The organism is Caballeronia telluris (genome assembly GCF_001544495.1).
GTDB lineage: Bacteria > Pseudomonadota > Gammaproteobacteria > Burkholderiales > Burkholderiaceae > Caballeronia > Caballeronia telluris.
Genome location: NZ_FCNZ02000010.1, coordinates 12,532 through 27,121 on the forward strand (window position 1 = coordinate 12,532; position 14,590 = coordinate 27,121).

10 protein-coding genes are annotated in these 14,590 nt (G+C 68.7%); 6 read left to right on the top strand and 4 right to left on the bottom strand.

All coding sequences use genetic code 11. The features are described 5' to 3' along the window. The first annotated feature begins 11 nt into the window (after positions 1-11). The 6 genes from AWB66_RS14490 to tagF all read left to right on the top strand — a co-directional run bounded on the left by AWB66_RS14490 (position 12) and on the right by tagF (position 10,385). A complete protein-coding gene (locus AWB66_RS14490) occupies positions 12-2,015 on the top strand; it encodes a type VI secretion system Vgr family protein (RefSeq protein ID WP_235021115.1) in 2,004 nt (667 codons plus the stop codon). Continuing rightward, positions 2,012-3,451 (top strand): type VI secretion system-associated FHA domain protein TagH, encoded by a 1,440-nt coding sequence (gene tagH, locus AWB66_RS14495; protein WP_235021116.1) that lies wholly within the window; start codon positions 2,012-2,014, stop codon positions 3,449-3,451. The genes AWB66_RS14490 and tagH overlap by 4 nt, the downstream gene beginning before the upstream one ends. Then, a complete protein-coding gene (tssK, locus tag AWB66_RS14500; RefSeq protein ID WP_087630975.1) occupies positions 3,438-4,796 on the top strand; it encodes a type VI secretion system baseplate subunit TssK in 1,359 nt (452 codons plus the stop codon). The genes tagH and tssK overlap by 14 nt, the downstream gene beginning before the upstream one ends. Before the next feature lie 126 nt (positions 4,797-4,922). After that, positions 4,923-6,170 (top strand): type VI secretion system protein TssL, long form, encoded by a 1,248-nt coding sequence (tssL, locus tag AWB66_RS14505; RefSeq protein ID WP_407642284.1) that lies wholly within the window; start codon positions 4,923-4,925, stop codon positions 6,168-6,170. Positions 6,171-6,210: 40 nt separating this feature from the next. Then, the gene (gene tssM / locus AWB66_RS14510) at positions 6,211-9,738 is read left to right on the top strand and encodes a type VI secretion system membrane subunit TssM (RefSeq protein WP_087630976.1); all 3,528 of its coding nucleotides are present in this window, start codon (positions 6,211-6,213) and stop codon (positions 9,736-9,738) included. Beyond that, positions 9,738-10,385 (top strand): type VI secretion system-associated protein TagF, encoded by a 648-nt coding sequence (tagF, locus tag AWB66_RS14515; RefSeq protein ID WP_087630977.1) that lies wholly within the window; start codon positions 9,738-9,740, stop codon positions 10,383-10,385. Before tssM ends, tagF begins: the two co-directional genes overlap by 1 nt. Here the strand turns inward: tagF and AWB66_RS14520 are convergent. Genes AWB66_RS14520 through AWB66_RS14535 form a run of 4 tightly spaced genes read right to left on the bottom strand, consistent with a single transcriptional unit; the run spans position 10,382 to position 14,434 of the window. Then, entirely contained in the window at positions 10,382-11,203 is an 822-nt protein-coding gene (locus AWB66_RS14520) for a PP2C family protein-serine/threonine phosphatase (RefSeq protein WP_087630978.1), read from the bottom strand. The genes tagF and AWB66_RS14520 overlap by 4 nt on opposite strands. Before the next feature lie 40 nt (positions 11,204-11,243). Further along, positions 11,244-12,635 carry a serine/threonine-protein kinase gene (locus AWB66_RS14525; RefSeq protein WP_087630979.1) on the bottom strand — a complete coding sequence of 464 codons (1,392 nt, stop codon included), beginning with the start codon at positions 12,633-12,635 and terminating at the stop codon, positions 11,244-11,246. Positions 12,636-12,644: 9 nt separating this feature from the next. Beyond that, positions 12,645-13,523 carry a c-type heme family protein gene (locus AWB66_RS14530; RefSeq protein ID WP_087630980.1) on the bottom strand — a complete coding sequence of 293 codons (879 nt, stop codon included), beginning with the start codon at positions 13,521-13,523 and terminating at the stop codon, positions 12,645-12,647. Continuing rightward, complete coding sequence (locus AWB66_RS14535; RefSeq protein ID WP_125469727.1) at positions 13,520-14,434, bottom strand: FecR family protein; 915 nt, start codon at positions 14,432-14,434, stop codon at positions 13,520-13,522. The genes AWB66_RS14530 and AWB66_RS14535 overlap by 4 nt, the downstream gene beginning before the upstream one ends. Positions 14,435-14,590 lie beyond the last annotated feature (156 nt).

Here is a 14,590-nt window from a genome sequence, read left to right on the forward strand (position 1 = left end):
GAGGAGCGATGATGCTGACCGATACCCACCGCATTGCCAAGCTGAGCTGCGCACTCGGGCCCGACGCGCTGGTGCTGTACCGCATGCGCGGGCGCGAGGAACTGGGGCGACTCTCGGCGTGGACGCTCGATCTTTTCGCCGAGCGTTCGGATCTCGACATCGCCGCGATGCTGGGCAGCGACCTGTCGATCGCGGTGGATATTCCTGGCGCCGGGGAGCGGCAGTTCAACGGCATCGTGAGCGCATTCGTGCTGGCTCAGCCCGCCAGCACGAAGCCGAACCGCCCCGCGATGTACCGGGCGACCGTGAGGCCGCGCCTCTGGCTGCTCACGCGCGCGTCACACAGCCGGTTCTTCCATCAGATGACAGTGCCCGCAATCATCGCCCGGGTGCTGAGCGACTATCACATCGACTTCGATAACCTGTGCTCGGCCACCTATCCGAATCTGGAGCACTGCGCGCAGTATCGCGAGACCGACTTCGATTTCGTCAGCCGGCTGGCTGAGCGCGAAGGCATCTACTACTTCTTCGAACACCGCGAGCGCAAGCACAAGCTCGTGTTGACGGATTCGTCGCACGTGCACGCGGCCATGCCGCACTACGCGTCGCTCGTCTATCGGCCGCAAGCCGCGGCGCCCGGCGAGCATGAATGCATCTACGGCTGGTCCGCGGGCGGCGAGGTGCAGGCGGGCATCGTCGAGACGAACGACTACGACTTCGAAAAGCCGTCGCAAAGCGAGCAAGAGGGCCTGCTTGCACGCGGACGCCGGATGAAGCGCTACGACGAGCCGGTCTACGTGATGCAGGAACACGGCCTCGGCTACACGCGCAACGACGACGCCGAACGCTATGCAAAGGCGCACGCGCAGGCGCATCAGGCGGCCAACGCATGCGTGCGCGGCCACGCGACGGTGCGCGGCATCTGTCCCGGCACGCTGTTGCGGCTCGCCGAGCACCCGCTGAAGGAACAGAACGGCGAATACCTCGTCGTCGCGGCGGACTACGCTCTCAACTCGGATGCCTATCTGTCCACGCTCGACGCGGCGGCGCAGCCGCATGTATTCGACTGCGCTTTCGAGGCGCTGCCCCGCGACGCCGGGTTTCGGGCCGCGCGCATCACGCCGCGCGCACGTGTCGCCGGACTGCAGACGGCGGTAGTCGTCGGGCCCGCCGGCGAGGAAATCCACACGGACAAGTATGGCCGCATCAAGGTGCAGTTCCACTGGGAACAGCTCACGCCGCAGGAGTCGCGCGCGTCGCTTCAACGCTGCTGGGTGCGCGTCGCACAGCCATGGGCGGGCAAGGGCTTCGGAGCATTTTTCCTGCCGCGCGTCGGCCAGGAAGTGCTGGTCGATTTCATCGAAGGCGATCCGGATCAGCCGCTCGTCGTCGGCAGCGTCCATAACGCCGCGCAGATGCCGCCCTACACGCCAGCCGGAAAGATGGCGCGCACGACGCTCAAGACCAACTCAACCAAAGGCGGCAACGGCTTCAACGAAATGCGCTTCGACGATGCCAAGGGTGCCGAACAACTGTTCCTCCACGCCGAGCGCAATTTCGACACCTGGGTCGGACACGACGCGCTCGCGCGCATCGGCAACGAGCGGCATGTGATCGTCGAAAAAAGCGACTTCGCGCGCTGCGGCGGCGATCGCAGCGACGCGCTCGACGGCAGTCACAGCGGACGCATCGGCGGCAAGTACTCGCTCGATGTCGGCGCCGACACGCAGCACAAGACCGGCGCGAATCTGGCGCTCAGCGCGGGCGGCAACGTCGACCTCAAGGCTGCTGCCAACGTGACCATCGAAGCCGGCAGCACGCTCACGCTGAAGGCGGGCGGCAACACCATCGTGCTCGGGCCGCAAGGCATCGCGATCAGCGCGTCCGGTCCGGTGACGGTCGACGGCGTGCTCGTGAAGATCAACTGCGGCGGCGCGGGTGGCGGGGCGAGCGCAATGAGCGCCAGGCCCGATGCGCCCGCCGATCCGCAACAAGCCGACGACGGTTCGCAATGAACGCGCCCGCCGAACACTACGCGCACCACGCGCACGAGGAAGACACGATGCGCATGACGCTCGCGGTCAGGTCTTATCAGGGCGCCGCGCCCGACGCGCCGCTCGCCTGCGGATTCGGCACGGCGGGCGGCACCATCGGACGCGGACCCGACAACACCATGGTGCTGCCCGACGCGCTCAAGACGGTATCGCGCGTGCAGGCGCGCATCGACCGGAGCGAGGACGGCTGGCGGCTCACCGACCTCGGCAGCAACCCGAGCCGGCTCAACGGGCGGCCGCTTGCCGCCGCCCGCCCGGCGCGGCTTGCGAACGGCGACCGGCTGGAGATCGGTGGCTATCGGCTCGACGTTCGCACCGTCGAGCGTGCGCTGGCGGACGGCTTCGACGCACCGCCTGGCCTGCATGACGAGCGCGCCTTCGATCCGCTCGCCAGCGCCGGGGCAGCCGCGCTCTCCGGCGATCCGCTCGCGCATGCCGCCGTGCTCTCCGGCTCGTCTGTGCCGGGCGCGATGTTCGATCCTCTCGGCACGCCGGCCGATGCGGCACGGAGGCACGCCCTGCGCCCGGGAGGACGCGCGTCGTTCGCCGGGTCCGAGAGCGATCACGTGCCGCCGGAGCAGTTCGCGTGGATGCCACGGGAGGCTGCTGTCGCCGCGGGCATTCCGCACGATTACGATCCGCTGCGGGACGAGCCGATGGTGCCGCAACGGCCAGAGCCGGTATCGGCTTCGATGGCGCAATCCGGCTCGCGGTCGCCGCAACCGGCCGTCCCGGAAATGGCGCACGCCGCGCCCGCGACCGACGACCCGACGCTCAACGCCTTGCTCGAAGGCCTCGGCATCGATGCATCCGCGCTGCGCGAGCGCAGCGCCACGGAACTGGCCCGCCTTGCGGGCACGATGCTGCGCACGGCGGTGCGAGGGGCGGTGGACGTGTTGCTGTCGCGCTCGGTGCTCAAGCGCGAGGTCCGTCTCGACACCACGCTCCTTCTGCAACGCGACAACAACCCGCTGAAGTTTTTTCCCGATGGCGACAGCGCGCTGCAGCAAATGCTCGCCGGCCGCAGCGGCGGCTATCTGCCGGCGCAGACCGCGCTCCAGGGCGCTTTCGACGACATCCGCCGCCACGAACTGGCGGTACTCGGCGGGATGCGCGCCGCAATCCAGCACCTGCTCGGCCGCTTCGATCCGCAGGCGATAGCCGTCGCCGACACGGCACACCACTGGCTCGACTGGCTGCCAGCGTGCCGCAAGGCGAGGCAGTGGGATCGCCTGGTCGCGCTGCATCGCGAACTCAACCGCGCGAGCGCCGACGACCTTCAGGCGCTTTGCGGCGGCGCCTTCAATGATGCATACGAGCGGCAAGCGGGCCTCATGTCCGGCGACGAGCCGCAGACCTTCACTCACACGCAGCGAGACGACAATGTCCTGGAATAACAAGGTGATCTGGTCAGAAGGGATGCTGCTGCAGCCGCAGCACCTCCAGCAGCACGACCGCTACGTGCGCGCGCAGATCGATGCGCGCTGCGCGGCGCTGCGCCCCTACGCATTCGGTTTCTCGGAACTGGCGATCGACGCAGAGCAACTGAAGCTCGGCCGCATCGCGCTGACCGCGTGCGCCGGCGTGCTGCCGGACGGTAGCCCGTTCCGGCTGCCGTCGGACGACGAACTTCCGTTGCCGCTCGCGGTGCCCGAGGACGCGCGGGACCTGACGGTCGTGCTCGCGCTGCCGGCGGCACGCCGTGGCGTGCCCGAAGCCATGCATGCTGCATCGGCCGCACAGACGCCGGGCGACGTGCATCGCGACGGCTTCGCGCGGCATCGCATCGCCGAGGCCGAAGTGCTCGACAGCAACGAAGGCGCGACGGGCGCGGCGCTCGTGCAGGTCGGCAAACTCCAGTTGCGCCTTGCGTTCGAGCAGGACGTCGCCCATGCGCATACGTCGCTCGGCGTCGTGCGGATCGTGGAGCGCCGCGCCGACAACCGCGTCGTGCTCGATGCCGGCTACGCCCCGCCGTGCCTCGACTATCGCGTGACACGCAGGCTCTCGTCGTTCGTCGATGAACTGGTCGGCCTGCTGCACCAGCGCGCCGACGCGCTCGCGGCACGCCTTGCCCAGCCGGCGTCCACGGGCGCGGCCGAGATCGCCGACTTCCTGCTGCTGCAGGTGCTCAATCGCGCGGAACCGCTTTTCGCAGGCATCGCATCGACGACCGGCCTGCATCCGCACGACCTGCATCACCACGCGCTGCAACTGGCCGGCGAACTCGCGACCTTCGGCCAGGGCAAGCGGCCGGGCGCGTTCCCGGTCTACCGGCACGAGCGGCTCGATGAAACGTTCGCGCCTGTCGTCGACGCATTGCGCGCCGCGCTCGGCATGATCATGGACCCGCACGCGGTGCCGATCGCGCTGGAAGAGCGCAAGTACGGGCTGCGCGTCGCGGTCGTGCCCGATCGCGACCTGTTCCGCTCGGCGAGCTTCGTGCTCGCGGTCAAGGCCGATCTCGCGCCTGCCGCTCTGCTGAACGGCTTCCCGTCGCAGGCGAAGCTCGGACCGGTGGAGCGTATCCGCGATCTGGTCAATCTCCAGTTGCCGGGGATCGGGCTGCGGGTGCTTCCCGTCGCACCGCGCCAGTTGCCGTTCCACGCCGGCTTCACCTACTTCGAGCTCGACCGGAGCAGCGAATTGTGGAAGCAGTTCGCGACATCGGCGGGCGTGGCGCTGCATGTTGCCGGCGACTTCCCGGGACTCGCGCTCGAGTTCTGGGCCATCCGTCCATGAACGACGCCGCCTGCACCTTCGAAGGATGAAACCGTGAACGACCAGACACTGCCGGTGGCGAGCACCGACCCGGATGAAACCATGCTGATCCCGCAACCGGGCGGGCGGCGCGCGGGGCAGGGCGGCATGGGCGCGCCCGCGCATTCGCAGCAACACGCGGGCGCGAACGCCCGGCCATCGCGGCAGGCGCCGGTCATAGACGTCGCGAGCGGTCTGAACCCGCTCCTGCGCGCCGCCAACCCGCTGCTCGAACTCGCGCTGCCATTGCGCACGCGTCCGTCGCTGACCGATATCGAGGCGTTGCGCGCCCAACTCGTGCAGATGGTTAGCGCTTTCGAGCACGACGCGCGCGCGAGCGGCATCGACAACGAACGGCTTGCTGCAGCGCGCTATTGCCTGTGCACCTGCATCGACGAGGCGATCTCCGGCACGCCATGGGGCAGCGGCGTGTGGGCGAGCCGCAGCCTGCTCGTAACGTTTCACAACGAGGCGTCGGGCGGCGAGCGCTTTTTCCTGATCCTGCAAAGACTCGCGCAAGACCCGGCGGGAAACGTCGACGTCCTCGAACTGATCTACGTGATGTTGTCGCTTGGCTTCGAGGGTCGCTATCGCCTGATCGATGGCGGACGCACGCAACTGGAGTCCGTTCGCGAACGGCTGGAGCGCATGATCCGCGCGCAGCGCGGCGCCTTCGAGACGGAACTGTCGCTGCATTGGCAGCCGGTGCAGCGCACGCGCCGCCGGCTGTCGCAACTCGTGCCGCTGTGGGTGGCGGCGGCGCTCGCCGGCGTCGTGCTGGCCGCGACGCATGTGGCGCTCGGCGTGAGCCTGAACCGCGCATCGGACCCGGTATTCGATGCGATGAACCGGATTCGCGCGAACCCGCCGCCGCAGCATGCCGTCGCCGCGCCGCTCGCGGCGATGCCCGCCGCGAGCGCGAAGCTTGCGACGTTTCTCGCGCCGGACATCGCGCAGGGACTCGTCACGGTGCGCGAGGGAGCCGACCGCACGGTGGTGGCGATCAACGGCGACGGGCTGTTCGCATCCGCCAGCGCGACGCCCGACCCCGCCTATGACGCGCTGCTGACGAGAATCGCCGATGCGCTGAAGGCGGTGCCGGGCAAGGTAGTGGTCACCGGTCACACGGATGACCAGCGGCTTTTGTCGGCGCGTTTCCCGTCGAACTGGCATTTGTCGCAGGTGCGCGCCGACAGCGTGCGCGCGCGGCTCGCGGCGGCCACCGGCACGCCGGAACGCTTCACCGCCGAAGGACGCGGCGACGCCGAGCCGCTTGCCCCGAACGACACGCCAGCGGGGCGCGCGAAGAACCGCCGCGTGGAGATCACCTTGCTTGCACCGGGAGCGTCGTCATGACGCGCCGCTTCGAAAACATCGCCCGACGGGGAGACATCGAATGAAAAAGTTCGCTGGATGGATAAAGACGCCTCAAGGCCTGACCCTCGTGGGCGTGGCCGGGCTTGCGCTCGCGTTGTGGTTCGAAGGGCCGCTCTTCGCGTTCGGCTCTCACGTGCCGCTCGACACGCAGCAAAGCCGCTGGTTCGCGATCGGCTTCCTGCTGCTGGCCTGGGCGCTGGCGTGGGCCGGCCGCTCCCTCGCCGGGCGGATCGTCAACGTGCGCTTCGTCAGCGGCGTGGCGGCGCAGACGCCTTCGCAGGCCGCCAGCAGCGCCGACATCGCGCTCTTGCGCGAACGCTTCGAACAGGCGCTTGCCATGCTGCGCAAGGTCCGCGTGAAAGGCACCTTCGGCAGCCAGTGGATGTACCAGTTGCCGTGGTACATGTTCATCGGCGCGCCGGGCACCGGCAAAACCACCGCGCTCACGCATTCCGGGCTGCGCTTCCCGCTGCGCGAAAAGCTCGGCGACGATGCGATCGGCGGTGTCGGCGGAACGCGTCATTGCGACTGGTGGTTCACCGACGACGCCGTGCTCGTCGACACAGCCGGCCGCTACACGACGCAGGACAGCGACGCCCAGGCCGACGAGTCCGCCTGGTCCGGGTTCCTGCAACTGCTGCGCAAATATCGTCCGCGCCGTCCGCTGAATGGGATCATCGTCGCGCTGTCGGCGGCGGATCTCCTGCGCCAGGACGATGACGCACGCGCCGCGCACGTGCGGGTCGTGCGCGCCCGGCTGCACGAACTCACGGAGCGTCTCGGCATGCGCTTCCCAGTCTATCTGGTGGTGACGAAGTGCGACCTGCTCGCCGGCTTCACCGAGTTCTTCGACGACCTCGGCGAGCAGGAGCGCGCGCAGGTGTGGGGCATGACGTTCCCGCTCGATGAATCGGCGAGTGCGGACAGTGCGCTCGGCGCGTTTCCCGCCGAATTCGATGCGCTCGGCACGCGGCTTCATGCGCGCGTGCTGCATCGCATGCAGCGCGAAACCGACGTGCATCGACGCGCGCTGATCTACGCGTTTCCGCAACAGTTCGCGGGTCTTCAGCCGGCGCTGCGCCGTTTTCTCGACGACACCTTTCGCGGCACGCGCTACGAAGCCGCGCCGCTGCTGCGCGGCGTCTATTTCACGAGCGGCACGCAGCATGGTCGGCCGATCGACCGCGCGATCAGCTCGCTGGCGCAGCGCTTCGGCTTGAACCGCGATGTGGCCTTCAACCGCGAGGCGGCCGGCCGTGCGTACTTCATCAACCGGCTGCTGACGGATGTCGTGATCGGCGAGGCCGGGCTTGCTGGCGCCAATCCGCGGCTCGAGCGCTGCCGCGCGTGGCTGCAGCGAGGCGGCCTCGCGCTGATCGGCGTCGCGCTCGCGCTTGCGCTGGCAGGCATGGCAGTGAGCTACGAGCGCAACCGTGGGTTCGTCGCGTCGTTCGATCAGCAGATGCATCGCCTGCAGCAAATGACGCAAGCGCGCGGCAACGACGGCGATCCGCTCGCGGTGCTGCCGCTTCTCGATGCGGCGCGCGCGCTTCCCGGCGGCTACGCGGACGCGGGCAAGCCGGTGCCGTGGCTCACGCGCCTGTGGCTGTATCAGGGCGACAAGCTCGGTCAGCAGGCGCAGGTGACCTACCGGCGTCTGCTCGACCAGGCGTTGCTGCCGCTCGCCGTCGCGCGGCTCGCGGACGCGCTGCGTCACGGCGCGGCGGACTCGCCCGAACATCGCTACGAAGCGCTGCGCACCTACCTGATGCTCGGCGATCCGCGTCACTACGACGCCGACGCAGTGCGCGCATGGGTGGCGCGCGACCTCCAGCGCGACGCGAACGCGGCCCAGCAGCGCGCGCTCAATGCGCATCTGGCGGCGCTCTTCGAGCAATCCCGCTTCGACCCGTCGCTGCCGCTCGACAGCGCGCTGATCGCGCAGGCGCGTGCCAGTCTCGGCGCGTTGCCGCTCGCGCAGCGCATCGGCGATCGCGTGGATCGCGAACTGAACCATGCGAACCTGTCTGCGTTCAGCGTCAGCGAGGCTGCCGGGCCGAACGCGCCGCTCGTGCTCGCGCGTGCGAGCGGGGCGGCGCTGACGGGCGGCGTGCCGGGCGCCTACACGCGCGCCGGCTACGCCCAGTACATGCGAGTACGCGACGCCGCGCTGGCCGATGTCGCGAAAGACGCGTGGGTACTCGGCCGCGACGACGTCGCGCCGACTCCGGAAGGCATCGCCGGGTTGCGAGCCGCGCTCGACCAGCGCTATTTCGATGCGTATATCCGCGCGTGGGATGGCCTGCTTGCGGACGTGACCGTCGCGCCGTTCACGGGCTTGTCCGATGGCGCGCGGGCCGCGAACCAGTTGTCGGCGCACGGCTCGCCACTGAAGAAGCTGATCGTCGCGGCGGCGCGGGAAACGACGCTTGCCGATGTGTCCGTCGGACGGACGACGAGCGAGCACGGCGCGCAGGCCGCCGGCCCTATCGAAGCGGCGCGCAGGCGCGTCGCCGCCGCGCTCGGCAGTGAGGCGGTGCCAGCGGCACCCGCGGCCGAAACGGTGTCGACCACGACGCCGGTCGATGCGCACTTCCAGGCTCTGCATGACCTCGCGGGCAAGCCGGCTGACGCCGCCGCGCTCGATCAGGCCTTCGCGCCGCTGAAGGACGCAGCCGTCTTTCTCGACGCAGCGGACGCCGCGCGTCGCATGGGCCAGGCCGCGCCCGCTGGCGACGCGCTGGGCAAGCTCAGGCTCGCGAGCCAGACGCTGCCCCCGCCGCTCGCGCCGGTGGCCGTATCGCTCGCGGCGACGGGCGGCTCGCTGCTCGAAGGCGGCGAGCGTGCCCGCCTGAATGCGCAATGGAACGCGAGCGCAGGCCAGTTGTGCCACAAGGCGCTCGACGGCCGCTATCCGCTCGTTCGCACCTCCACGCGCGATGCCGCATCGGACGACTTCGCCAGGCTCTTCAGCCCGGGCGGCCTCATCGACGACTTCTTCCAGAAGAACCTCGCGGCGCTGGTCGATACCAGCACGCCCGTCTGGCAATGGCGCGCGGGCGCGGCGCCCGCCGGCATGCCGCGCGATGTGCTCGCGCAGTTCCAGCGCGCCGCGCAGATCCGCGACGCGTTCTTTCGCGACGGCGGGCGCGACCCGTCGGTCCGCTTCGCCGTGAAGCCGCTCGCGATCGATGCGTCGGTCGCGCAACTGACGCTCGATATCGACGGCCAGCAACTCGTCGTCAGGCCGGATACGCTGCAGTCGATGTTCTTCCAGTGGCCGGGCGCAAAGAATACGGGGCACGCGCGCGCGGAATTCGCGCCGCAGGCGGGCGGACAGGCCGTCTCGTTCGATACCAGCGGCCCGTGGGCGCTGCTGCACTTGATCGATGCGGGAAAGCTCGAAGCGACCGCGCAGCCCGAGCGTTACAAGCTGACGCTCGAATCGGCGGGCCGCAAGGCCGTGCTCGAACTCGATGCGAACAGCGTCGTCAATCCGTTCCGGCGCGCGCCGCTCGAACAGTTTCGCTGCCCGGATCATCTGTGATGCAAACGCCCGGAACCGCCGGCTGCTTCGGCAAGGTGCGAGGCAACGGCGACTTCGTCTCGCGACGCCTGCCGCACCTGTTCGTCGAGCCGTGGGACGCCATGCTGCAGGCCGGCATGCTCGCGACCCGCGCGGCGCTCGGGCACGCATGGCTCGGTGCCTATCTGGACGCGCCGTTGTGGTGTTTCGCCCTTGGCGGCGATGTCGTGGGAGGGAGCGGGTGGGCGGGCGTGCTGATGCCGAGCGTGGATCTCGCCGGACGCCACTTTCCCCTGACGATCGCGGCTCCCGTCGATCCGGGCGCGCTACCGCTCTGGCTGCCGAAAGCCGGCGCGTGGTTCGAGCGCTGCCGCGAACTCGCGCTGGCGACGCTGGAAAATGGTTCGCGTCTCGCCGATCTGGATGAGGGCGTGGTCGCGCTTTCGCCGGTCTGCCCGACCGTGCGGGCGGGAGCGGGCATCGAGGTGTCGGACGATGCCGTCGCACGCTGCATGAGCGTCTGGTGGACCGAAGGATCGGACAGCGTCGCGGCGTCGCTGCGAGGCTGTAGCGGCCTGCCGGATGCCGCGCGCTTCGCCGGCCTCATCGACGGCCGGGTCGGCGGCTGGGCGTGGCATCGTCCATTGACGGAGCGCGCCGGAACCTAGCCGGCGTCGACGCTGACAATCACTGCGGTCACGTTGTCCCTGCCTCCGGATTCAAGGGCTAGATCGATCAGACGCCGGCATCCTGCTTCGATCTCCGATCCGTGCAGCCGTGCAAGGACCGCTTCGATCTCGTGATGCGGCACTTCGCCGTGCAGCCCGTCACTGCACAGCAGATAGCGGTCGCCGGGCGCGCACGCGTGCGCTTCGATGACAGGTGCCACCGATGGCAGCGGCCCGAGCGCCTGCAGGAGCACGTTGCGCGGCGGCAAATGGTCGATGGTGCCGAGATCGAGTGCCTGCTGGTAGAGCGTCTGATCGCGCGACAGTTGCTGCAACGCGCCATTGCGATAACGGTAGAGCCGGCTGTCGCCCACCTGGAACGCGATCAGGAGGTCGGGGGCGAGCGGCCGCCAGATGCCCGTCAAGGTCGTGCCCATCGAACGATGCGTCGCGATGCGCTCGCTTACGTTGATCGCGTGGAGCGTGGCGTTCGCGTCGTCGAGCGCATAGGTCAGCGCGCGGAGCGCCGCCAGCGTGTCGTCGTGGATCGTGGCATCGGGGTCGACGGCGAGCTTCGTGCTCTCGCGCACCCGTGCCGTTGCAAGAATCGCTGCGAGGCGCTCGAGCGCAATCGAACTGGCCCGTGCACCGAACGCGTGGCCGCCTATACCGTCGGCGACGGCAAACAGGTTCAGGCTCGCGTCGATCAGAAAACGGTCCTCATTCTCCCGGCGCACGCGCCCCGGATCGGACAGGCCGCACGCCGAGCAGCCGCCGAGGCGCAGCAGCGCCGGCGTCGGCAGTGTGTCGAAAATCATGGTCGGGTCTCCCTCGATGAGAGCGCTTGCGCGCGCCCTGTCATTGCAGTCCGACGTCGCGCCGGAAGCGGGCGCGATCGTGTTCGTTCGTGATCGTGATGGCGAGGCTTTCGTACAGTGCCGGCAGGCTGGCGGCGCGCGCGGCTTCGCGCCGGGCCAGGATGTTCGCTATCGGTCCGAGATACACAGCCAGTTTCAGCGCGGCAGCCTGCGTCTCTTCGACGCTCGGGTGCGGAAAGTGCGAACCATCCGGTGGCGTCGCGCGATGCGTGGCGCACGTCAACACGTCATCGGCGAAGGCGTCGGTGAACTGTCTGCGACCCTTGTCCGAGGGGATATGCGGAGCGAGCAGTGCGACGAGCGCAGAAAGCTCCGCCGTGCGCGCCGCGCCGCGAGCGACGAGCAGGCGCGCGACCGGCCCGACCTGCGAGGCGAGCCGCGCCTCGATGCCGGCGAGCGTCGCGGTGGACCATGCAGCGGGCGAGCCCACGCAGTCGCCGCGCGACGATTCCGCAGCCGGGGCAGCGGACCAGGTCTGAACACTCGCCGCCGTAACGAGCACGGTGCGATCGATCTCGTGATCGCCGTGCGCGCTGCCCGACGCTCCCATCGCGTCGGTCAGGGCCTGTTGCAGCGCCGCCGGTGTCTGGAAGCGCGCTGCCGGGTCCTTTGACAGTGCGCGTATCAGCACTTCATCGAACGCCGCGGGCAATGCCGGGTTGCAGAGCGATGGCGCACGCGGCGTCTCGCGCAGCACCTGTTGCATCACCGCAACTGGCGAGCTTCCAACGAACGGCCGCTGACCCGTGAGCATCTGGTAGAGCACGACCGCCGCCGAAAAAAGATCGGAGCGGCCATCGGCGGGAGCCCCCGAGAATTGCTCCGGCGACATGTAGCTGGGCGTGCCGACGACGGAACCGGCGACCGTCAGCGTCGACGATTCGACGTGCGCGATGCCGAAATCGGTCACCTGCAACCGGCCGTGTGCGGTGACGAGCAGGTTCGCCGGCTTGATGTCGCGGTGGACGATGCCGTGCGCGTGGGCAAAGCCGAGCGCGGCCAGCAACTGGCTGAACCAGCCGAGCGCCGTGTACATCTCGACGGGGCCGCCGCTCGCATCGAGCAGGAGATCGAGTCCGCGTCCCGCGACGAACTCCATCGCGATATAGGCGGTGTCCGGGGTCTCGCCATAGTCGTAGACGCCGACGATGTTCGGATGCGACAGCCGCCCCGCCGCTTGTGCCTCGTTGCGAAAGCGCGCCATCAGGCTTGCGCGCTCGCCGGTCTCGAATAGCTCGTGGCGAATCGTCTTGAGCGCCACGAGCCGGTCGAGGCGCGGATCGAACGCGCGATACACGACGCCCATCGCGCCGGCACCGAGCGTCCCTTCGATGCGGTACCTGCCGAGGGACCTGACGGGCGGCGGTTCCATCGCGCTGCCTCAGGCCTCGATCATCTTGAACGCTTCCACGAGGCTCGTCTTCATGCGCGCGAACGAAGCGGCGAGGGAAGCGATCTCGTCGCGGCCGCGTTCTGTGAACGTGGCGCCGTCGAGCTTGCCGAGGCTCGCTTCGTCGGCGGCCCGTGAAAGCGCGCGAATGCGCCGCGTCACGAGCAGGTGGACCATCGCGTTCAGCGCGAGCAGCAGCCACACGAATACCACCAGCAGGGACACCAGGAACGTGCGCAGCATCGTTTCGCTGTGCGCGACCGGCAGTGCCATCGGCACCGAAACGAATTCCGCGCCGATCACTTCGTGCATCGCCCAGTTGAAGCCGTTGTCGGGACCGTACTTGTCGATCAGCGTCTTCGGCGCCCTGGACGGCACGCTGTGGCATTCCATGCACGCGACGTCGTTGATCCGGTTCGGACGCGCGATATACAGGTTGGGCCCGGACGGCGTGTCGCGCACACCCACCACTTCCTTGAGTTCGGGCTTGTCGCGCAGGTGGCGGATGACATCGGTTTCCCAGTCGCTCGGGCGGTCGCGCGGATTGGTCGGATTGAGCATCGTGGAACGATACGAATAGCCCGTGAGGTGCTTTTGCACCGTCATCAGCGTTTCGATCGCGGAGAACGCCGGTACCGACTGCGGCACGAAGCTGTATTTCAGCTGCGTTTGCAGGAGCGGCGTGACCTGGGTTGAGGTGTAGTTCTGCGCCGCGCCCGCCGCTTCCATCAGGACGCGGGCGTTCTGCACGGTTTCTTCGACCGCCGAGCGCCGCAGCAGATCGCGTGCGGCGAAGCCCGCCGCGACGAAGCCGATCAGGAAGACTGCGAGGAACACCAGGTTGAATTTGACGGCGAGCGACAGCTTCATGAGTCCACCTCGGACGTTTTCGGAATGCCCGGCCGACGCGGCGGCGCGGATGGTGGCGGACAGAGCACCGTGCGCCACTCGGGAAGCTCGCGCAGGTTCAGCCGGACCTGCGTGCGGAACGTCTCGGTCCGGACGAGCGAACGAAAGCGCGCGACGAAGGTGCGCCGAACGGTGAGCGGCGAAACGAGCCACTCCGCGATGTCGGAGTACGCGGCGACGCGGCCGTGTGTGGGCGCGAGCGGCTGCGTCGGCATGCGCGCGGTGATCGAAGCGAGGGGATCGCGAAACGCGAGCGGCAAGCCGGTGACGAAGGCCGGTGCGGGGCGCGCCTGCGCTTCGAGCGGCTTGCCGTTCTCGCGCTGGACGTAGTGTTCGGCATTCAGGGACCGTGGCGCGTCGGCTGAGTCCGGCAGAGTGAGCAGGATGCCCCCCGTCTCGATGAAAAGCGACGCGGCGTCTGCGCTCGCCTGGATCACGGCGGCTCCGTGGGGCATGCTGACGCGCAACGCGGCGGTGTCGATCTTCACTTGCCCGGACGAGTCGCCGTCGCCACGTTCGACCTTGATCCAGCCGGAGAGAAGCGAGAGCGCACCGAGCGTATCGGTGTTCACGCCGCGCGGTACGGCATCGATTGAGATGCGCGTTTGCGCTCCGAGCGCCACGATCGTGCCGTTCGCGTCCTCGATCTGCGCGCTTGCGTGAGCATCGGTCGAGAAGAGATCGCCCGGCTCGACGGCGAGCGGCGCGTCGATCGTGAATACGGATGTGCCGCGGACCAGCGTGACCGGCCCTTCGGGAAGCAGTATCGCGTGGCCGGCGTACGCGAGTGGGGCGGCGCACAGGCATGCGATGCCGATGCCGTGGCGCAGCCATCGTGCAAGGCCGCATCGTGACCAATGCTGGAAGTTCATCGCCGCCATGCCTCGAAAAAGTGAAGGGGGATTGCGTCGAAAACAGCCGGGCTATCGTTTCTATTCCAAAATAATTTTCAGAAGAGCGATGGAACAAAATCGCGTGTTCCGCTGTTGTCGGCAGGACGGGATCGCCAGGCGTTCCGTGATCCGGTC